The organism is Massilia sp. P2_C2 (genome assembly GCF_056404615.1).
This window is the reverse complement of record NZ_JBFUDR010000022.1, coordinates 1-18,644: the sequence shown is the minus strand read 5'-3', so window position 1 is coordinate 18,644 and position 18,644 is coordinate 1. Positions and strand designations below refer to the sequence as shown.

The following is an 18,644-nucleotide window of genomic DNA, read 5'->3' as shown; positions in this document are numbered from 1 at the left end:
ATCCTAGTCTCGGCAGCTTACCTGAACTCTATCTCCGTATGTAATTTTATCTATAAAATACAATATTTGGCGAATTTTGTACCAACGGTTCACGACTTTCCCAGTCCGGAGCGGCGCGTACGGCTCCAGATTGATATCGATAACCAAGCGACCGGCAGGCCTCATCAAGGATGACACAATGATCTTACCTCTTCACCGCCTCTTCTCGGTCGGGGCCCATGCGGCCGTGACCCTGGCCATCACCTGCATGACGACAGGTGCCAACGCCAAAAACGATGTCCACGAAGCCCTGACCCTTCACTACGACAAACCGGCGGCGGTCTGGACGGAAGCGCTCCCGATCGGAAACGGGCGCCTGGGCGCCATGGTATTCGGCCGTCCAGGCGAGGAACTGCTGCAGTTGAACGAGGCCACGCTGTGGAGTGGCGGCCCGGTCGGCACGGACCTGAATCCGACTGCCTACAACGCTCTCATCGACACCCGGAGGGCGCTCGCCGACGAGAACTACGAAGAAGCCGCCAGGTTGGTCAGGAAGATCCAGGGACCGTACTCGCAGAGCTACCTGCCGCTGGGCGATTTATTCATTCGGCAGGATTTACAAGGAAATCCGACCAATTACCGCCGCGACCTGAACATTCGCGACGGCATTGCCTCCACCTCCTTTGCGGTGAACGGCGTGAGGTATCGCCGTGAAGTGTTCGCGTCCGCGCCGGACCAGGTGATCGTCGTGCGCCTATCCACCGACAAGCCGCGCGCGCTGAACCTCGACGTGACAAGCAGGAGCGAGTTGCGCGGCGAAAGCACCGACGCCAACGGCGTCCTGATCTTGAAAGGCAAGGCGCCGGCACAGGTCGACCCGGAATATGTGCGCTACAACAAAGAGCCCATCGTATGGGACGACCCCAGCGGATGCAAGGGCATGCGCTTCGAGTTGATGGTCAAGCCGCTCGTCAAGGAAGGTACCGTCGACGCCGCCGGCGGCAAGCTTGCGATCCGCGGCGCCACGGAGGTGGTCCTGCTGCTATCGGCCGCGACGAGCTTCAACGGCTTTGACAAGTGTCCGGACAGCGCGGGCAAGGACCAGCACGCGCTGGCGCAAGCGCATTTGCAGCGCGCGGCCCTGCGCAGCCATGAGCAACTGCGTGCCGACCATCTGGCCGACTTCCACAAGCTCTTCGACCGCATGTCATTCGCCATCAATCCCTCCGAGCCCGACCGCAGCGGTATCCCCACGGATCGCCGCCTGGCCGAGTTCACGGCGGGACAGGCCGACTCGGGGCTGGAAGCGTTATACGCGCAGTTCGGCCGCTATCTGCTGATTTCATCGTCGCGCACTCCCGACGCGCCCGCCAACCTCCAGGGCATTTGGAACAACCTCATGCGTGCCCCCTGGAGCAGCAACTACACCACCAACATCAATGTCCAGATGAACTACTGGCCGGTGGAAAGCGCCAACCTGAGCGAATTGTTTTCACCCTTGAACGACCTCATCCGCAACCTGGCCGTCACGGGCGAGGAGACAGCCAGGTCCTACTACCACGCCCCCGGCTGGGTCGTACATCACAATTCAGACATCTGGGCGCACAGCAGCCCGGTGGGCGATTTCGGCAAGGGCAATCCGCGCTGGGCAAACTGGTCCATGGCCAGCGCATGGCTTGCGCGTCACCTGTGGGATCATTACCAGTTCACGGGGGACCGCGCGTATCTGCGTGAGGTCTATCCGATCATGAAGGATGCCGCGCGCTTCATGCTGGCCTGGCTGGTCCCCGATGCCGAAGGCAGGCTGGTCACCTCGCCATCGACCTCACCCGAGAATGCTTTCCGGTACGGCGACGGCAAGACCGACGTGGTCAGCGTCGCCTCCACCATGGACATGGCGATCGCCCGCGATCTGTTCGAGAACGTCGAGAAAGCCGGTCAGGTACTCGAGATCGATGGCGAGTTCCGCGATCAGATAAAAGTCGCCTCAAACAAATTGTTCCCATTCCAGATCGGCGCCAAGGGCCAACTCCAGGAATGGTACAAGGACTTCGATGAAGTCGAGCCTCACCACCGTCACGTCTCCCACCTCTACGCTCTGCACCCGGCGCATGAGATCTCGCCTCTGAAGACGCCGGAACTGGCGGCGGCCGCGCGCCGCACCCTGGAACTGCGCGGCGACGACGGCACCGGCTGGGCCCTGGCCTGGAAAGTGAACATGTGGGCTCGCTTGTTGGACGGCAACCATGCCCATACCCTGTTCCGTAATCAGCTACGCCTGACCAACCCCGGAGACAAGCACGGAGGTGCTTACGCGAACCTGTTCGACGCCCATCCGCCGTTCCAGATCGACGGCAACTTCGCGGGAACAGCCGGCGTCATCGAAATGCTGTTGCAAAGCCAGAACAACGAACTGCACCTGCTGCCGGCGCTGCCGGACGCGTGGCACGACGGCGTGGTGCGCGGCATGGTCGCGAGGGGCAATTTCGTGGTCGACATCGAATGGAAAAAAGGAACGCTGAAAGCGGCGCGCATCCTGTCGCGCAATGGCGGCTCGTGCGTCATCCGCACTGCCGTGCCGATTGAGGTGGACGGCGTGAGATCGCGCAGCCAGCGTAGCACGATAGGCTATGTCCTCAGTTTCGACACGGTAAAGGGCAAGCGCTATCAAGTGCGTCCCGCACGCAAGAGCGCCTGAACGCTGGCTGTCCATTTCCTGGACACGATATGGCTCGGCAGCGGACGGTCGTACAGCCTTAAAAACGACCTGCGGGTCCGACGATGCGCTTCCGCTGCCTCATGGTTGCCAATTGGATACACAACTGCCGCGCTGCACCATCTATTCGTTGCCTGATATTTACGTTCAAATTAGAATAATTCTCATTAAGATTTGCATTAACGTTTGCGTATGCCCGCCTCGTCGTCCCGTCGTTCCTCCCTGTTCCTGGCCATCGTCCTGTCGGGCGCCCTCACGGCTTGTGGAGGGGGAAGTGACAGCGCCCCGTCGACGGCCGCGGCCGTGACATCGTTCACCCCCAGCGCAGCCCTGGGCGAACAGATCTACAACGACGTTTCCCTGTCGGCTTCCGGCCGCCAGTCATGCGCCACGTGCCACAGCCCCGATCACGCGCACGGCCCCACCAATGACCTGGCCGTGCAGCTTGGCGGGGCGAACGGGGACGTGCCGGGTTTCCGCGCGTCGCCGTCGCTGCGCTACATGCAGCAAACGCCGGCGTTCCACTTCGAGGCGGACGGTACGCCCGTCGGCGGTTTCGACCGCGACGGCCGCGCGCGCACGCTTGCGGAACAGGCCGAACGTCCCTTCCTGGCACCGCACGAGATGGCCAACCTCGACAAGGCGGACGTCGTTGCCCGCCTGAAGAACGCACCATATGCGGCGCAATTCCGCGCGACGTTCGGAGACAACATCTTCGACAACGCCGACCAGGCCCTCAGCCGCGCCCAGTTCGCTTTGCAGCAGTTCGAGAACGAGGATCCGCGTTTCCACCCGTTCGATTCGAAATACGACTTGTTCCTGGCAGGTAAGGCCAAACTGTCGGATGCGGAGCTGCGCGGCCTGGCGCTGTTCAACGATCCGGCCAAGGGGAATTGCGCGGCTTGTCACCCAAGTGCGCGCGGTGCGGACGGCAGCGCGCCCCTGTTCACCGATTTCAGCTACGACAACCTGGGCGTGCCGCGCAATGCGCGCATCCCGGCCACGCAGGATCCCACGTATTTCGACCTGGGACTATGCGGCCCCGACCGCACGGACCTCGCGGCACGCGCGGACCTGTGCGGCGCGTTCAAGGTGCCGACGTTGCGCAACGTCGCGACGCGCAAGGCCTTTTTCCACAACGGCGCGTTTGCCAGCCTGACCGACGTCGTCCGCTTCTACGTCACGCGCGACACGAACCCGGAACGCTGGTATCCGCTGAATGCCGACGGCACCGTGGACAAGTTCAACGACTTGCCGCCGGCCATGCGCCAGAACGTGAACACGGCGGAGGCGCCCTATAACCGCCAGCCGGGCATGGCGCCGGCATTGAACGAAACGGAAATCGCCGACCTGGTCCAGTTCCTGGGCACGCTCACCGACGGTTACCGACCCTGACCTCTCTCTAGGACTTTCATGAAACAACGCATCATCAGCGCGGCATTGGCCGCCGCCTTCCTCGCCGCCCCGGTGGCGTCCATGGCCCAGGAAACCGACCTGGCGAAACGTGTCGAGCAGCTCGCGGCCGAACTGGAAAAAGTGAAGGCCGAACTCGCTGCGCAGCGCGCCCAGGCCGCCGCCGCGCCGGCGGCACCGGCACCTGTCCGGGCCGCCCAGCCGGCCATGTCCGCGCCCCCACCCGCGCCCGCGCCCGCGGTGGTTGCCGCATCGGCATCCGACACCGTCTTCTCCGGCTACGGCGAAGTGAACTACAACCACCCCGTACGCAATGCCAGCGGCGCGCAGACGGACCTGCGCCGCGCCGTCATCGGCATCCAGCACCGTTTCGACGAGAAGACGAAGGTGGTCGCGGAATTCGAGTGGGAGCATGCGATTGCGTCGGCGTCGGACAGCGGCGAGTCGGCCATCGAGCAGATGTACGTCGAGCGCGAGTTCAACGGCGGCCTGCGCGGCAAGGCGGGCCTGTTCCTGATGCCGATGGGCCTCCTGAACCAGAATCACGAGCCGACCGCCTACTATGGCGTCGAGCGCAATTTCGTCGAGACGGCCATCATCCCGACGACCTGGCGCGAAGCGGGTGTCGGCCTGTCCGGCGAATTCGGCGACGGTTTTACCTGGGATACCGGCCTGACCACGGGCTTCGATCTCACCAAGTGGGACCCGGCATCGGACGAAGGCCGCGAATCGCCGCTTGGTGCCATCCACCAGGAAGGGCAGCTGGCCAAGTCGCGTAACCTGTCGCTGCACGGCGCGCTCAACTGGCGCGGCTACCCGGGCCTGCTCGTCGGCGGTTCCGTGTTTACGGGCAAGGCGGGCCATGCGACCCCGGACTTCGCCGGCAACGACGCGCGCGTGACGGTCGCCGAACTGCACACCCGCTATACGCCGGGCGCTTGGGATCTGTCGGCATTGTGGGCGGTTGGCCGCATCTCGAATACCGAGGCCCTGAACGCCACCTTCGTCGGCAACCCGGCGCCCGTCCCCAGCAGCTTCGCGGGCTGGTACCTGCAATCGGCGTATAAACTCTGGCAGGACGGCGACTACACGCTCAGCCCGTTCGCCCGCTTCGAGAGTTTCAATACGGCCCGTTCGTATGCGCAAGTGCCGGCGGGCTTGGGCGTGCCGGCCACGCCGTACGAGCGCGTCGCCACCGTCGGCGCCAACCTGATGGTCGGACAGGGCGTCGTGCTCAAGGCCGATTATCAGAAATTCCGCGAAGACAAGACGCGCGACCGGGTGAACCTGGGCGTCGGCTTCGCCTATTGATCCGTCATTGATCCGTAATCGGGAGTATCACCATGCGCTATGTTCCGTTGATCGTGCTGGGCGCCTGCGCCGTCACCGCGCCCGTCTTCGCGACGCAATATCTGAGCCCGGAGCAGGCGCAGAAGCTGATGTTCCCGGAAGCCGACGCGTTCCGCGCCCAGCCTCTGACCCTGGATCTGGCGCAGATGCGCCAGGTCGAGCAGCTCGCGGGGGTGCCGACGCGCTCTAGCCAGTGGCGCGTCGTCGGTGCCTACAAGGGCGATGCGCTGCTCGGCTACATGGTGCTCGATGACGTGATCGGCAAGTTCGAGCTGATCTCGTATGCCGTCGGCCTCAACCCGGACGCCAGCGTGCGCCAGGTCGAGATCCTGGCCTACCGCGAAAGCCACGGCGGCGAGATCCGGCTGCCCGCATGGCGCAGGCAGTTCATGGGCAAGAGCGCCAAAAGCGGCGACCTGCGCATCGGCGCCGGCATCAACAATATCAGCGGCGCCACGCTGTCGTGCACGCACGTGACGGATGGCGTGCGCCGCATCGCCGCCGTCGCCCAGGTGGCGCTGGTCAGATGATCCGCCGCGCGCAGCCCTGGCTCGGTACCCTCGTTGACATCACCGTAGAGGACACTGCCGGCCAGGACGCTGTCACCCGCGCCTTCGCCGAGGTCGCGCGCCTGCATGGCCGGATGAGCTTCCACGACGGCGCCAGCGACGTCGCGCGCATCAACCGCGCGTTGCCGGGCGAGGTGGTCCGCGTGGATGTGGCGACGTGGGACGTGCTGCGGCTGGCGCTCGAGATCGCGGACCTGTCCGGCGGCGCGTTCGACATCGCCTGTGCGCCCTGGCTCGTCGACCGCCGCATCCTGCCGTTGCCTGCGCCGGACCCGGCATACCCGGCCACGCGCACGTCGGCCGCCGTGTTCGCGCTCGAGGACGATGCACGCGTCATCAAACGTGCCGAGGGATGGATCGACCTGGGCGGCATCGCCAAGGGGTATATCGTCGACGCCGCCGTCGCGATCCTCGAACAGGCGGGCGCGACGGGCGGCTGCGTGAATGCCGGCGGCGACTTGCGCGCCTTCGGCACGATGCAGGTGCCGGTCGCGATCCGCGCGCCGGGGGCACCCGGCCAGGCCGCGCGTCATATAATGCTGTGCGACGCAGCCCTGGCGACGTCGGGCAGCTATTTTTCGGCGCGCCGGCATGAAGGTGCCGTCGTCAGCGCCCTGCTCGACGCGCGCGACGGTCGACCGCTGGTGTCTTCCACCAGTGTTTCCGTGCAGGCGCAGCGCTGCGCCGTGGCGGACGCGTTGACCAAGGTCGTGCTGGCAACCGCGGATTGCACCCATCCGGCACTGGCCGCGTTCGGCGCCACCGCTTTCCTGATTCGAGATCCATGACCCACATGCCCAGCCCCACCACCGGCCGCCTACTGTCCTTCAAGCTCGAACGCTGGCATCGCCGCAGCGTTTATGCGACGGGCGTCCTGCTGCTGCTGTCGGGTGCGGCCTGGCTGGTACTGCATTATTTTCTGCGTCCCGTGACCGAGTTCGGCGAGTCCGTGAACCCGCTGGAACCGTGGGCCATGAAACTGCACGGCGCGGCGGCGATGGCTTCTCTGTTCTTCGTCGGCAGCCTGTTGCACATGCACGTGCGCCGGGCGCTGCGGGCCGGCCGGAACACGCTTACGGGCTGGGCGATGATCGCGACCCTGTCCTTTCTGACCCTGACCGGCTACGGCCTGTACTACGTCGCCGGCGAAAGCGACCGGCCGCTGTGGTCCCTGCTGCACTGGAGCGTGGGCTTCGTCGTCGCCGTGCTGTTCGTCGCGCACGTGCTCGTGGGGCGCCGCAGCGTCCACGATTGATCCGCGCCTTGGAATCGGTAACGTTCGCGTCACGTCGACGTTCGCGTGGGCACAGTGGTGCCCACCCTACCCGCCGATGTTGCGGAACGGATCCAGCGCCAAATCAATCAGCCTGCGCTCGCGCACCACGATTTCCGCCACCGCCGTCATCCCATACCGCAGCGGATACACGGTTTCCCCGATCTTGTAATGGTCCTGTTCCAGCGTCACGCGCCCTTCATACACCGGCTGCTTGGTCTGCGCCGACGGTTTCGTGGCTGGCGAAATGAATTGCAGCGTCCCACGAATCAGCCCATACCGCTGATACGGAAACGCATTGAACTTCAGCTGCACCGGCAACCCTTCCCGCAGAAACCCTCGATCATGCTCGGCGATTTCGATCTTCATGATCGGCTTCGCATTCTTCGGCGCGATGCCCCCGAGCGGCGTATTGGCCTGAATCTTGTCCCCAGGCTGCGTCGACGTAACGTCGGTGATCACGCCATCGACAGGCGCGACGATCAGCAGAAAATTCTCCTTGTCGATGTTCTCGAACTTGATGCGGGCGGCGGCGTCGGCCACGAGGCGCGCGGTCTGCACCTGTAGCCGCATCTTGTCTTCCGCATTGTCCATCTCGCGTTCCGCCGCTTCCAGTTGCAGGCGTAACTTGGACAATTCCTGGCCGCTCGTCTCCAGTTCCGAGCGCGCCTGCGTCGCTTCCACGCTTTGGCGCGCGCCCAGTTCGGTGATGCGCGATTGCGCCACGCGCACGGCGTTCTCGGCCGCCAGCAGCGCGTTCTTCTTGCTTTCGACCTGCAGCTGCGACACGCCGCCGCCGCCGGGCGTGGCGAACAGCCGCGCATACTTGTCGGCCTCGTCCTTCGCGGCATCGCGCGCGCGGCGCGCTTCATCCAGGTTGGTGCGCGCTTCCTGTTGCTGGGCCGACTGGCTCTGCGTCAGCTTGCTGGTCCCCTCCGCCAGGCGTTGCCGGTGCTGGCGTTCCTCGACCTCCACAGCTTCCCGCAGCGCCGCCACGCGGTGTTCCATCAAGGCTTTCTTTTCGGGGAACTCTTTCCAGTCGCGTTCCGCGTCTTCCAGTTTCAATCGCGCCTCCAGGGCGTTCTTCGCCGCCTCGATGGCGCCGCGGGCGTACAGGCGGGCGACAACATCTCCCTTGTTCACAGGCTGGCCCTCGGCGATGTAGATGTTGCTCAGCTCGCCGTCGATGGGGGCGTACAGCCGGCGCACGTCCGACGCGGGCACGAGTGCGCCGCCGGACGTCACCAGCACGTCGGCGTGGCCGAAGAACGACCAGACGACGGCCGTGCAGACCAGTGCCACCATCGCGTACACGAGGGCTTGCGTAAAGCGCCATGGTACGGCGGTCAGGATGCCGATGCCCTCGGCGCTATGGTCCTCGAGCGCCTCGCTCAGCGGCGTCATGGGTTTCGGTTTCAGGGACGGTAGATTGAGGTTCAGGGCTGGCAGCTTCATGGCTGGCCTCCTGCAATGCGAGCTTGCGGATATCGCTCAGCGCGGCGGCGTAGGCGTCGCGGTACGCCGGCACGTGGGCGGACATGATCACGAAGGCGCGCTGGAATGCATCGCCCTGGTCTTCCCACTGCTTCTGGAACTGGTGGATCCGGGCCGCGTCCGCCGCGTCGCGCACGGGCGCCTGCGCACCGCCGCGCGCGGCCGCGTAGGCGCGCAGGCGCACGATCCAGTCGAGTTCGTCCAACAGCGGCAGCAAGTCGGGATTGGCGCGGCCCTGGCGGCGCATGGCGGCCACCTGGGCCGCGGCGCGCGGGTACTGACCCTGGTCAATGGCCGTCATCCACAGCGGCAATCCGGCTTTCAGCTGCGCTTCCGTGTCGAGGGCGCGCAGGTGGGCGTTGTCCGGGTCGTCGGCGAGTCCGGCCGAAGCGACGGCCGCCGCCCGCGCGTAGTCGCCGCTGGCCAGCAGGTCTTCGGTGCGGCTTTCGGGGCTGCCGCCTGGCAGCAGCCACCCCAGCAGTCCCAGCAACAGCGCGACGACGAGCAGCGCCGCGCCGCCCCAGCGCAGGTGGCGCGCGTCCGGGACGGTCTTGAGGCCGAGTGTGTGCGCGGCCCGGGCCGCAAGCCGCTCCAGCCCACTCTTTTGACGCTCTGGCTCCGCCGCGACAGGCACGTCCGCCTGCGCCGGTTCCGGTGCGGGCGGGGGCTCGACGCAGAAAATGTCCAGGAACGAGTCGGCGGCCGCGACGAAGGTCGTGCGGTCGACGTCGGCGCCGGGCGGGACTTGCGTCACGCCGATGCGCGTGGGCGACGTGTCGGACAGCGGCGCTTCCCATTGCATGCCGACGAGGTAGACGAAATGGCGACCGCCGAACGCGAGCGTGTCGCTCTCGTGCAGCGGGACGGCCTGCTCGTCGAGGCGCTTGCCGTTGACGAACGTGCCATTGGTGCTGCCCAGGTCTTCGACGTACGGTTCTCCCCCCTTCAGGAACAGGTGCGCGTGGCGGCGCGACAGGTAGTTCACCTGTGCCGGTTCGCTGTCGCGGTAGCGCGCGAACGTGTCCTCGCTCTTGCTGATCAGGAAAGGGAATTCCGTGACGACGATCGTCTGCAATGCCGTGCCTTCCTGCTTCGGCGTCAAGGCCAGGCTGGCCAGGCGCGCGCGCGGCGGCGGTGCCGGGCCGTGTTGCAGGTGGACACGGTAGCGCAGCACCTTGCCGAGGCCGATCTCGTCGCCGTCGTGCAGCGCGACGATCGCCGTCTTGACGGGGGCGCCGTTGACGCGCGTGCCGTTGGTGCTGCCGAGATCGGCAATATAGACGGCGTCGTGCTCGCAGAACAGGCGGGCGTGACGGCGCGACAGCTCGGCGGCCAGCTCGGGCGGATAGACGTCGAACGGCGCCTCCGCGCGCCCGATGGCGAACAGGTTGTCGTGGATCTGGATCGGCGCCAGCTCCGGATGGGACATCGGCTCGAGCACGATCCGCACGCCGGTTCCCGTCGCGGGGCGGCTCGACGCCATCGTCACGTCGGGCACCATGGCGCCCGTCTTTCAGTTGCGCGCGGCCGCATTGCTTGCCACATTTTTGACCTCCACCGGTGGCCAGCCGCCGCCCAAAGCCTTGTACAACGTGACGGTGTCGGCCAGGATCTGCTGGTGGTTGGCGAGCAGCGCCAGCTGCGCCGCCAGCAGCGAGCGCTCGGCCTCGAACACTTCCAGCTGCGATATCACACCCTCCTTCAGCTGCGCTTCCACCGCCGCGGCGACGACGCCCAGGCGCTGCGCCTGTTCCTGCAGCTCGACGCGCTGGCGCCGGTGCGCGTCGAGGTTGACGAGCGCGTCCTCGACTTCCTTGAACGCATCCATCACGACTTTGCGGTACTGCTGCTCGGCCACGACGTTGTTGGCCTGGCTGGTCTTGATGCGTGCCTTGACGGCCGGGTCGAAGATCGGAAAGTTGATGCTCGGGAGCAGGCCAAACGTGAAGGACTTGAGCAGCGAGCCGAGCGCGAAACTGGACGTGCCGCCTCTCCCCGTCAGGCTGATCGACGGCAGTTGCGCGAGCTTGGCCTGGCCCACCAGATCGTAGGATTCGAGCACGCGGTATTCGGCCGCCACGATGTCGGGGCGGCGCTTGAGCAGATCGGAGGGCAGACCCTCGGGTACGGTGGGCAATTGCACGCGGTCTTGCAGCGCGCCTTTCGGCAATTGAAAATTCCCGGCCGGTACGCCGAGCAGGGTCGCGAGCGCATTGCCGGACAGGGCGCGCAAACGCCCCAGTTCGATCAGGTCATTGCTCAGGCGATTGATCTCCGCGCGCTGCTGGATCACGCGCGTTTCCGGCAGCAGGCCCTGCTTCTGCATCGCCTCGTACGTGGTGAGGATCTGCTTGTTCTTGGCCAGGGTTTTTTGCTGGCGGTCGATCTGCTCGTCGAATTGCAGGATCTGGAAATAGGTCGTCGCGACGTCCGATGCGAGCGTCAGGTAGCCGGCGCGCCAGTCGGCCTCGGAGGCGCGGAATTCGGCGGTCTGCGCCTCGGCGCCTTTCGCCACCTGGCCCCAGATGTCGATGTCCCAGTTGACCTGCGTACCGAGATTGAATTGCTTGGTGAACTTTTGTCCGGTGGTCTTCTCGAAGCTGGCGCCGGCGCCAGCGTCCAGTGTCGGCAGCGCGCCGGCCCGCGCCTCGTCGATCTGCGCGCCGGCGACCTTCGTGCGTGCCGCCAGGATCCGCAGGTCGGCATTGTCTTGCAGGGCGCGCGCCACCAGCCCGTCCAGTTCGGGGTCGCGGAATTCCTTCCACCAGTCCTGCTGGATCAGCACGCCGGGCGCGGTCGGTGGCGCCGTCGTGGCGCCCCAGCCCGTCTTGGCCGGGCTGTCCGGACGCTGGTAGGGTTTCATGCTGACGTCGGCGCACCCACTCAGGCCACCGAGCAGCACGACGGTGGCCAGCAGCGGATGCGTCCTGTTCCCGCGGGGTCGAATGCTCATGGGTCACCTCGTGCCTTTGTCTCAGGTGCCGGGCCGCGCCTGCCATGCCTTCGATGCGACGAACACGTCGAACAGGCGCCCGTCCACGTGGCCGGCGCGGCATTCCTCGGCGATCAGGTCGAGCGCAAGTTCGGCCGGGATCGCCTGTTTGTACGGGCGGTCGCGCGCCGTCAGGGCATCGTAGATGTCGCTGATGGTCAGGATGCGGGTCTGCAGGCTGATCTCATCGCCGCGCAGGCCCATCGGATAGCCGGAGCCGTCCAGCTTTTCGTGGTGGCCGTGGGCGATCGCGGGCACGCCGGCCAGTTCGCGCGTCCACGGGATCAGGATCAGGAAGGAATACGAATCGGCCACGTGGGCTTCGATCTGGCGCCGCTCGTCCGGCGTCAGGCACCCCTTGCCGATGCTGAGCGCCGCGTATTCCTCGTCGCCGAGGAGGCGGAACGCGGGGTCGTCGGTGCCGGTGCACACGTGGTCGCGGATCACGCCGAGCCCGGTCGGCGGCGCTGCGTGCGAGACCGACGGTTCGTTGGCGCGTACGATGGTGTCGAGGAAGGCGTCGAGGCGCGCGCCCTCTTCCGCCAGCAGCGCCTCGACGCGGTCGCGCTCGCGGCGCAGATCGTCCGCGCCCAATTCTCCGCTCAGCTGGCGCTCCGTCAGGCTGCGCCACAGCTGCCGTTCAAGGCAGGCGCGGGCGTAACGAAAACGCTGTTCCAGCAGGCGCATGTCCGCGTGGTGCAATTTCTTTTCCTTGCGCAGCACGTGTTCGCGCACGCCGACCTTGCCGAAGTCGTGCAGCAGCGCGGCATAGCGGATCTCGCGCAGCTGGGCCGGAGAAAATGCGGCACGGCGCAGGTCGGGGTCGTCGGCGTGCTCGATTGCAGTCGCCAGGTGCTCGGCATAGCCGGCCACGCGGAACGAGTGCCCGGCCGTGACCGGATCGCGTTCCTCGATGGCCTGCACGGATGCGCACACGAAGCCGTCGAGCAGGCCCTTGATGTCCGAGTACAGCTGGAAATTCTTCAGTGCGACGGCCGTTTCCGCGCACACGCCGCTGAGGATTTCGAGGTCCGCTTCCTGGAACGCGTTGCGGTCGGACGACGTGTCGACCTGGATCAGGCCGAGCACGTCGTCGCCGAGGATCAGGGGCACGCACATGACGCTCAGGATCGCCTGCGCGACGATCGACTCGTGCGCGCCGAAGTGGCGGTCGGCAAGCGTGTCGACGGACAGGATGGCGCGCTTGCGGCCCAGTACTTCGTCGACGATGGTGCGAGAAATGCGGATTTGCGCCGGGTCTTCGACGATGCCGCCGCGGCGGCGCGCGGCGACCGGTTGCGGCGGATCGCGGTCGCCGGTGCGCAGCATGATGAAGGCGCGCTCGGCCGCGGGGAACAGGTCGAAGATGAAATTCATCAGCTTGTCGGTTAGCGTGTCCTGGTCGGTCACGGCGCCCAGCGCGATGCCGACCTGGGCCATTGCATGCAGGCGGTGGATCGTGTTCTCGAGTTCGTCGCGGTCGGCATTGCGCGTATCGACCACGGGCGCGAACTGGGTGGCGTCGACCGAGCGCGTGATCACGGCCTGGGCCGCGCCGCGCTCGGGCACGAGCAGCGAGTGGAACACGAGGCGCGCCGAGGCGAGGCCGAGTTCGTCGCCTTCGGTCAGCACGTGCCAGTTGCCGGGCGTCAGTCGCTCGCCGGACACGAAGGTGCCGTTGCTCGAGTGCAGGTCCTCGACGAAATAACTGGCGCCACGGCGCCGGATGCGGGCGTGGCGGCGGCTGATCGTCTGTTCCGGGATGCAGACGTATTTGTCCGAGGCGAGCGCGTCCTGCGGGTTACGGCCGAGCACCGCTTCTTCGTGCAGCGGGAACACGGCCGGCTTGCTCGATGCCGTTCCCATCCATTCTAGATAAGCCCGGACGGGACCGTTCGAAGCAGAGAATGCGGCGTTCGGTTCCATGGCGGTGTTGCTCCCGGGCCCGGGCGGGCGTCACTTGACGGTGATCGTGATCTTGCGCGATATCACCGGTGGCGAGTGGACAATGTGCTTGTCGTCACCCATCACGAGTTGCAGCGTGTGCTTGCCGGGCGGTAGCTCCAGCATCGTCTCGGTCTCGCCCGCACCGAAGTGCAGGTGGTTGCGGTCCGAGGGGATTTCCTGGCCGGCCGGCGGCAGGTCCGCATCGATCAGCAGGTGGTGGTGGCCCGTGTTCTTGACGGCGACGCCTTTCGGCGCGACCCCCATGTTGCGCAGCCCGAACCACACGCGGAACGGCTTGCCCGCGGGGAGCACGGCGCCGTCCGACGGCCAGCCGATGTAGCAGTAGGCATTCGCCGGGGCATCGGTCGAGGCGGCCGGTCCGCCGACGAGCAGGGCCGCCAGGGCGACGGCGGCGGGAAACAGGTTGCGCATGATGGTCTCCCTCTGTGTGCCGGACGCCGGCTATTTCACCGTAATGGTGATCTTCTTCGACATGACGGGCGGGTCGAACGGTATGTGGTCCTTGTCGCCCAGCAGCAATTGCAACGTATGCTTGCCCGGCGGCAGCTCGACACGCGCCTCGGTTTCGCCGGCGCCGAAATGCAGGTGGTTGCGGTCGTTCGGGATCGGTTCCGACATCGGTGGCGGGTCGGTGTCGATCAGCAGGTGGTGGTGGCCCGTGTTTTTCACGTCGGTGCCCTTGGGCGCGACGCCCATGTTGCGCAGGCCCATCCGCACCCAGAACTTGCCGCCGTTGATGACCGTGCCGTCGTGCGGCCAGACGAAGTACACCTGGGCATTTTCGGGAGCGGGCGTGGGGCCGGCGACGGTCGTGCCGGTATGCAGGCTGGCTGCCAACAGTACAGAAAAAACCAAAGGAAAGCGCATGATCGATAGCTCCTGGTTAGGGCCGGCTGAGGTGCGCATCAATAGTTCTAAATCTGGCACACTCTGAGCTAGATCGCAAGGCACTTCTGTCGAACGCAGCCGGATGGAGAGCGCTCATGTGGCAAAAGCATTGGATGTGCGTATTGGCCGCAGCGGCCTGCGCGGGCAACGCCGTCGCCCAGGACGATGCGCCCCGCATCCACCTCGTCGGTGTCGTCCCCAAGAACAGCGCCGAGCAGTTCGAGCTGGCGTTCTGGGAATCGATCAAGGACAGCAACCAGGTCGGCGATTACGAGGCCTACCTGAAAGCGTATCCGAAAGGCCGGTTCGCGCCGCTGGCGCAGGCGCGCATCGCCCGCCTGCGCGCGGCGCAGCCGCAAGGAGCGGCCCCGGCCGCGGCACCATCATCGAAACCGAAGGAGCCGCCGCCGAAGCCGAAGGAGGCCCCGGCCGCGGTGCGCGAGGCCGCGCCGAAGCCGCCCGAAAAAGCGCCAGAGAAGGTGCCCGAGAAAACGCCCGCACCGCCACCCGCGCCCGCATCCACCAGGGCTGTCGCGGCCGGCACCGACATCAAGGATTGCCCGGCCTGCCCGACGCTCGTGACCATCCCCGCAGGCACGTTCACGATGGGTAGCAACACGAGCGACCCCAGCGAGAAGCCGGCGCACCAGGTCACGATCGCCGCGCCGTTCGCGATCGGCCGCTACGAAGTTTCGGTGCAGGAATGGGACGCGTGCGCGGCCGCGGGCGGCTGCCAGAAGATCGCCCAGCGGCAGAACACCAGCCCCAGCGCGCCGATGCGCGACGTCAGCTGGGACGATGCCCAGCAGTACGTCAAATGGCTCACCTCCGCCAGCGGCAAGCCGTATCGCCTGCCCACCGAGGCCGAGTGGGAACGCGCGGCGCGTGGCGGCACCGCCACACGTTACTGGTGGGGCGAACAGATGGCGCAAGCCAAGGCCAACTGCAAGGAATGCGGCAAACCGTGGGCGGAAGAAGCGCCGGCCAACGTCGGCAGCTTTGGCGCGAATCCCTACGGCGTGTACGACACCAGCGGCAGCGTGTGGGAATGGGTGGCCGACTGCTGGCACAACAACTACAAGGGCGCGCCCGAGGACGGCCGTACATGGGACGAAGGGGATTGCCGGGTCAGAGTCATCCGCGGCGGGTCGTGGCGCGAAGGGGCGCCGTACATGGTCGCGTCCACGCGCTTCAAATACGACGCGAGCGTGCGCCATTCGCAGAACGGGTTCCGGGTCGCGCGCAGCCTCAAGTGACGACGAATAACCTATCGTAGGGTGGGGTATGTGAGGCCGGTGGCCTCACATACGAACGTGCCCACGCGTGACGCATGCGGTTTGTTGGCGTTACTGCGTGTTCAGCGCCTGCGTGCACTCGTGTGGATCTGCAGGAACTCGACGGCGATCCTGCCCGTGCCGCCGCTGGCGCGGATCTGGTCCAGGCGCTTGCCCACGTCCGCCAGGTAGCCAGACGCCGGCTCGGACACGGGCCGCAGGCCACCGAACAAGGGCGTGGGCGTCGTCATCAACACCACCATTTCCGCGCCGAACGGCCGGCCGATGCCCCATTCGCCGAGGCTGCCGACGGTCGCCGTGTAGTTGGGCGGCGCCCGGTTGTCGCGTGCCCGCATGTTCGGCAGCAGGTGCGTGACGCTGCCGTCGAGCGAGTAGTAATCGACGGCGAGATACGACTCGGCCGCCGGCGTCGTCACGTCGACCATCAGCGAATCGCCCTCCATCAGCCGTGCGTCCGGCCCGTGCGCGCCCGTGAGCCGGAGCGCGGCGCCGCCGCCGGCCTGGCGGTAGGCCGACCAGTATGGCCCCAGCGTGGCCAGGATCGGACACTTGTCGCGGGCGACCTGCGCAACGTCGAGATGCACGGCCGCCACGCCGGGCATGGCCGCGAGCTGGTCTTTCGCGCCGGCCGGGCCGGGTGGCGTCGCCAGCAGGCCGGATACCGACACGGTATGGCCATCGACGGCGCCCACGAGCGCCGCGCACGGGATGTGCGCCAGCGCGGCGTTGACGGCGGCCGATGTAGGCGCAGGTGCCGGTGCCTGTGCGGGTACCGGTGCGGGTGAGGCGGGCGCCGGCACGGGCGTGTGCGCGGCCGGTGGCGGTGCCGTGACCTCCGGCGGGCTTGCCGGCGTGGTGGATGCTGCCGGGGTAGAGGAAGCCGCCGGCGTGTGCGATCGTCCTTGCAGGACATACCAGCCGGCGGCGCCCAGCACGACGACGGCGGCGATGCCCGCGACCGCCCCGGCCACCATGCCGTGGTGGGCCGCCGGCTTGGCCGCGCCGAATTCGCGCAGGAAGCGCTCGACCGTCGGGGTGCGCGCGTCGCGTTCGAGGGCGAGCCCGCATTTCAGTGCATGCCACGGCCCGCGCGCCAGCTTGGCCGGACGCTGCGGCTTCATGCCGGCGCCGCGCGCCTGCAGGGCCGACACGCCGGTGAACGGGTGCCGTCCCGTCAGCAGTTCATAGGTGATGCAGGCCAGCGCGTAGATATCGTCGCGCGGGTCGGGGTCGAGGTGTTCCAGCATCTCGGGGCTCGCATAGGCCGGCGTCAGCGCGCCGAGGCTGCCCGGGTCGAACACCGTGACGTCGACGTCTTCTTCCGTCTTCTGGAACACGCGCGCAATCCCGAAATCGATGACCTTCACGATGCCGGAATCGGTCAGGATCACGTTGCCGGGCTTGAAGTCGCAGTGGACGAAGCCGTGTTCGTGCGCATAGGACAGCGCATTGCCCATGCCGGTGACGATGCGCAGCACGTCCTGGTAGGGCATGCCCGTAAAGCCCGGCGCGCGCAGCACCTGGCTCAGCGCCTTGCCCTTCAGGTATTCCATCGTCAGGTAGACCATCTGGCCGTCGCGGTCGAAATCGTAGACGGACACGATGTTCGGATGCGCCAGCGCCTGCGCCTTGCGCGCCTCGCGCTGCAGGGCGATCAGCGATTTCGGATGGCCGCGGAACTGGACGTTCAGCACCTTGATGGCGATATAGGGCTTGCGGTCGGAAGCTTCCAGCTTGCGCAGGTCGAGTGCCTTGTACACGGTGCCCATGCCGCCGAAGCCGATGCATTCCTCCAGCACGAAGCGGTTGTTCAGCGTGTCGCCCACGCCCTTCATCCGCTCGGGTTCCGGGTCGGGATCGTCCGCGACGATGCGCGGCGGGTGCGGGGACGATGCGTCGCGCATGGTGTTCGCGCCGGGCCGCGTCTGGACGAACGTATCGTCGCCGCCCTTGCGCTGGCGCGCCACGATCAGGCGCTCGATGCGATGCTGGATTTCCGTGTAGACCTCGCCCGGCAGCGGCTTGCGCGCATGCTCCTCGCTCAGGACCTCGAGCAGACGCCCCACGCTTTCGGGAGCGTTCTCGAGCACGCGGTCGACCTGTGCAAAAAATTCGGTGCGCGGCATGGCGCCGGTCTGCAATTGCCGGATCGCGTGAGCGAGGCTGTCCATGGTGTCTGTTGAGTGAATCCCGGGCTTTTATTGAGACTAGCATGAAACGCAGGATGATCAAGGCGGGCTGCTGCTTGTATCCAGCGAGGGTGTGCGTTTGGGCCGAACAGGTTCTCCGAAGTGTTGGGTACGACCCCACGCAGGCCATTGGGGACGCGCCGGGTACGGCCTTGCGTGATGCCGCTGATTTTAATAAATATCCTTTGTTTTCAATGGCTTATTCGATGCCTTCAGAAGGGTGGAAGGACCTGGCACGCATTTCGCAGATAGTCCATCGAGCGCAGATAAATGCCTCGACCAACCAACTGCATACCTCAAGGAGCTTTGACCATGAAAACCCTGATCATCACCGACCTGGCCCGTACCGAGACCCTGGACCACGCTGCCATGACCACCGTGCGCGGCGGCCACAGCCAATACATCGCACCGTCGTACACGTTCGGCGACATCACCTATGCACCGAAGTCCGACTCGTCGATCAATGCCGCCCAGAGCCTGAGCCAGCTCCAGAACGTGATGACCGCCACGGCCAACGG

15 protein-coding genes are annotated in these 18,644 nt (G+C 66.3%); 8 read left to right on the top strand and 7 right to left on the bottom strand.

All coding sequences use genetic code 11. The annotated features are described in order from the left end of the window. Positions 1 to 178 precede the first annotated feature (178 nt). From AC1DYX_RS04545 to AC1DYX_RS04520, 6 genes are all read left to right on the top strand, one after another. Positions 179 to 2,677: a glycoside hydrolase family 95 protein gene (locus AC1DYX_RS04545; RefSeq protein ID WP_477256714.1), complete on the top strand. Its 2,499-nt coding sequence runs from the start codon at positions 179 to 181 to the stop codon at positions 2,675 to 2,677. Between the two features lie 210 nt (positions 2,678 to 2,887). Continuing rightward, positions 2,888 to 4,090, top strand: coding sequence for a cytochrome-c peroxidase (locus AC1DYX_RS04540; RefSeq protein ID WP_477256712.1), 1,203 nt, complete (start codon positions 2,888 to 2,890; stop codon positions 4,088 to 4,090). A gap of 18 nt (positions 4,091 to 4,108) precedes the next feature. After that, a complete protein-coding gene (locus AC1DYX_RS04535) occupies positions 4,109 to 5,419 on the top strand; it encodes a hypothetical protein (RefSeq protein WP_477256710.1) in 1,311 nt (436 codons plus the stop codon). A 32-nt stretch (positions 5,420 to 5,451) separates the two neighbouring features. Beyond that, positions 5,452 to 5,988 carry an FMN-binding protein gene (locus AC1DYX_RS04530; RefSeq protein WP_477256708.1) on the top strand — a complete coding sequence of 179 codons (537 nt, stop codon included), beginning with the start codon at positions 5,452 to 5,454 and terminating at the stop codon, positions 5,986 to 5,988. Next, positions 5,985 to 6,815 carry an FAD:protein FMN transferase gene (locus AC1DYX_RS04525; RefSeq protein ID WP_477256706.1) on the top strand — a complete coding sequence of 277 codons (831 nt, stop codon included), beginning with the start codon at positions 5,985 to 5,987 and terminating at the stop codon, positions 6,813 to 6,815. The genes AC1DYX_RS04530 and AC1DYX_RS04525 overlap by 4 nt, the downstream gene beginning before the upstream one ends. After that, positions 6,812 to 7,282: a DUF4405 domain-containing protein gene (locus tag AC1DYX_RS04520; RefSeq protein ID WP_477256704.1), complete on the top strand. Its 471-nt coding sequence runs from the start codon at positions 6,812 to 6,814 to the stop codon at positions 7,280 to 7,282. The genes AC1DYX_RS04525 and AC1DYX_RS04520 overlap by 4 nt, the downstream gene beginning before the upstream one ends. A 66-nt stretch (positions 7,283 to 7,348) precedes the next feature. On the opposite strand, the gene AC1DYX_RS04515 is transcribed toward AC1DYX_RS04520, so the two are convergent. From AC1DYX_RS04515 to AC1DYX_RS04490, 6 genes are read right to left on the bottom strand one after another with little or no spacing between them, the layout of a single operon-like run. Next, positions 7,349 to 8,755, bottom strand: coding sequence for a beta-barrel domain-containing protein (locus AC1DYX_RS04515; RefSeq protein ID WP_477256702.1), 1,407 nt, complete (start codon positions 8,753 to 8,755; stop codon positions 7,349 to 7,351). Continuing rightward, complete coding sequence (locus AC1DYX_RS04510; protein WP_477256700.1) at positions 8,670 to 10,295, bottom strand: FHA domain-containing protein; 1,626 nt, start codon at positions 10,293 to 10,295, stop codon at positions 8,670 to 8,672. Before AC1DYX_RS04510 ends, AC1DYX_RS04515 begins: the two co-directional genes overlap by 86 nt. Positions 10,296 to 10,307: 12 nt before the next feature. Then, positions 10,308 to 11,747 carry an efflux transporter outer membrane subunit gene (locus AC1DYX_RS04505; protein ID WP_477256698.1) on the bottom strand — a complete coding sequence of 480 codons (1,440 nt, stop codon included), beginning with the start codon at positions 11,745 to 11,747 and terminating at the stop codon, positions 10,308 to 10,310. 21 nt (positions 11,748 to 11,768) lie between these two features. After that, complete coding sequence (locus AC1DYX_RS04500; RefSeq protein ID WP_477256695.1) at positions 11,769 to 13,712, bottom strand: HD domain-containing phosphohydrolase; 1,944 nt, start codon at positions 13,710 to 13,712, stop codon at positions 11,769 to 11,771. A gap of 30 nt (positions 13,713 to 13,742) precedes the next feature. Then, positions 13,743 to 14,165, bottom strand: a complete 423-nt coding sequence (locus AC1DYX_RS04495; protein ID WP_477256693.1) for a DUF4399 domain-containing protein — start codon at positions 14,163 to 14,165, stop codon at positions 13,743 to 13,745. A gap of 30 nt (positions 14,166 to 14,195) precedes the next feature. Continuing rightward, a complete protein-coding gene (locus AC1DYX_RS04490; protein WP_477256691.1) occupies positions 14,196 to 14,621 on the bottom strand; it encodes a DUF4399 domain-containing protein in 426 nt (141 codons plus the stop codon). A 116-nt stretch (positions 14,622 to 14,737) separates the two neighbouring features. Between AC1DYX_RS04490 and AC1DYX_RS04485 the strand changes: the two genes are divergently transcribed. Further along, complete coding sequence (locus tag AC1DYX_RS04485) at positions 14,738 to 15,898, top strand: formylglycine-generating enzyme family protein (RefSeq protein WP_477256689.1); 1,161 nt, start codon at positions 14,738 to 14,740, stop codon at positions 15,896 to 15,898. Between the two features lie 101 nt (positions 15,899 to 15,999). Here AC1DYX_RS04485 and AC1DYX_RS04480 read toward each other — a convergent pair whose 3' ends face one another. Further along, positions 16,000 to 18,108, bottom strand: a complete 2,109-nt coding sequence (locus AC1DYX_RS04480) for a serine/threonine protein kinase (protein ID WP_477256687.1) — start codon at positions 18,106 to 18,108, stop codon at positions 16,000 to 16,002. Positions 18,109 to 18,438: 330 nt separating this feature from the next. Here AC1DYX_RS04480 and AC1DYX_RS04475 point away from each other — a divergent pair. Continuing rightward, positions 18,439 to 18,644, top strand: a 206-nt coding sequence (locus AC1DYX_RS04475) for a hypothetical protein (protein WP_477256685.1), incomplete at its 3' end; no start/stop codon positions are given.

Excerpts from the sequence above, each read along its gene's own strand:
- AC1DYX_RS04495 (WP_477256693.1), bottom strand. The coding sequence starts at position 14,165 with ATGCGCAACCTGTTTCCCGCCGCCGTCGCCCTGGCGGCCCTGCTCGTC.
- AC1DYX_RS04535 (WP_477256710.1), top strand. The coding sequence starts at position 4,109 with ATGAAACAACGCATCATCAGCGCGGCATTGGCCGCCGCCTTCCTCGCC.
- AC1DYX_RS04525 (WP_477256706.1), top strand. The coding sequence starts at position 5,985 with ATGATCCGCCGCGCGCAGCCCTGGCTCGGTACCCTCGTTGACATCACC.
- AC1DYX_RS04515 (WP_477256702.1), bottom strand. The coding sequence starts at position 8,755 with ATGAAGCTGCCAGCCCTGAACCTCAATCTACCGTCCCTGAAACCGAAA.
- AC1DYX_RS04500 (WP_477256695.1), bottom strand. The coding sequence starts at position 13,712 with ATGGAACCGAACGCCGCATTCTCTGCTTCGAACGGTCCCGTCCGGGCT.
- AC1DYX_RS04540 (WP_477256712.1), top strand. The coding sequence starts at position 2,888 with ATGCCCGCCTCGTCGTCCCGTCGTTCCTCCCTGTTCCTGGCCATCGTC.
- AC1DYX_RS04545 (WP_477256714.1), top strand. The coding sequence starts at position 179 with ATGATCTTACCTCTTCACCGCCTCTTCTCGGTCGGGGCCCATGCGGCC.
- AC1DYX_RS04530 (WP_477256708.1), top strand. The coding sequence starts at position 5,452 with ATGCGCTATGTTCCGTTGATCGTGCTGGGCGCCTGCGCCGTCACCGCG.
- AC1DYX_RS04510 (WP_477256700.1), bottom strand. The coding sequence starts at position 10,295 with ATGGTGCCCGACGTGACGATGGCGTCGAGCCGCCCCGCGACGGGAACC.
- AC1DYX_RS04520 (WP_477256704.1), top strand. The coding sequence starts at position 6,812 with ATGACCCACATGCCCAGCCCCACCACCGGCCGCCTACTGTCCTTCAAG.
- AC1DYX_RS04505 (WP_477256698.1), bottom strand. The coding sequence starts at position 11,747 with ATGAGCATTCGACCCCGCGGGAACAGGACGCATCCGCTGCTGGCCACC.
- AC1DYX_RS04490 (WP_477256691.1), bottom strand. The coding sequence starts at position 14,621 with ATGCGCTTTCCTTTGGTTTTTTCTGTACTGTTGGCAGCCAGCCTGCAT.
- AC1DYX_RS04480 (WP_477256687.1), bottom strand. The coding sequence starts at position 18,108 with ATGGACAGCCTCGCTCACGCGATCCGGCAATTGCAGACCGGCGCCATG.
- AC1DYX_RS04485 (WP_477256689.1), top strand. The coding sequence starts at position 14,738 with ATGTGGCAAAAGCATTGGATGTGCGTATTGGCCGCAGCGGCCTGCGCG.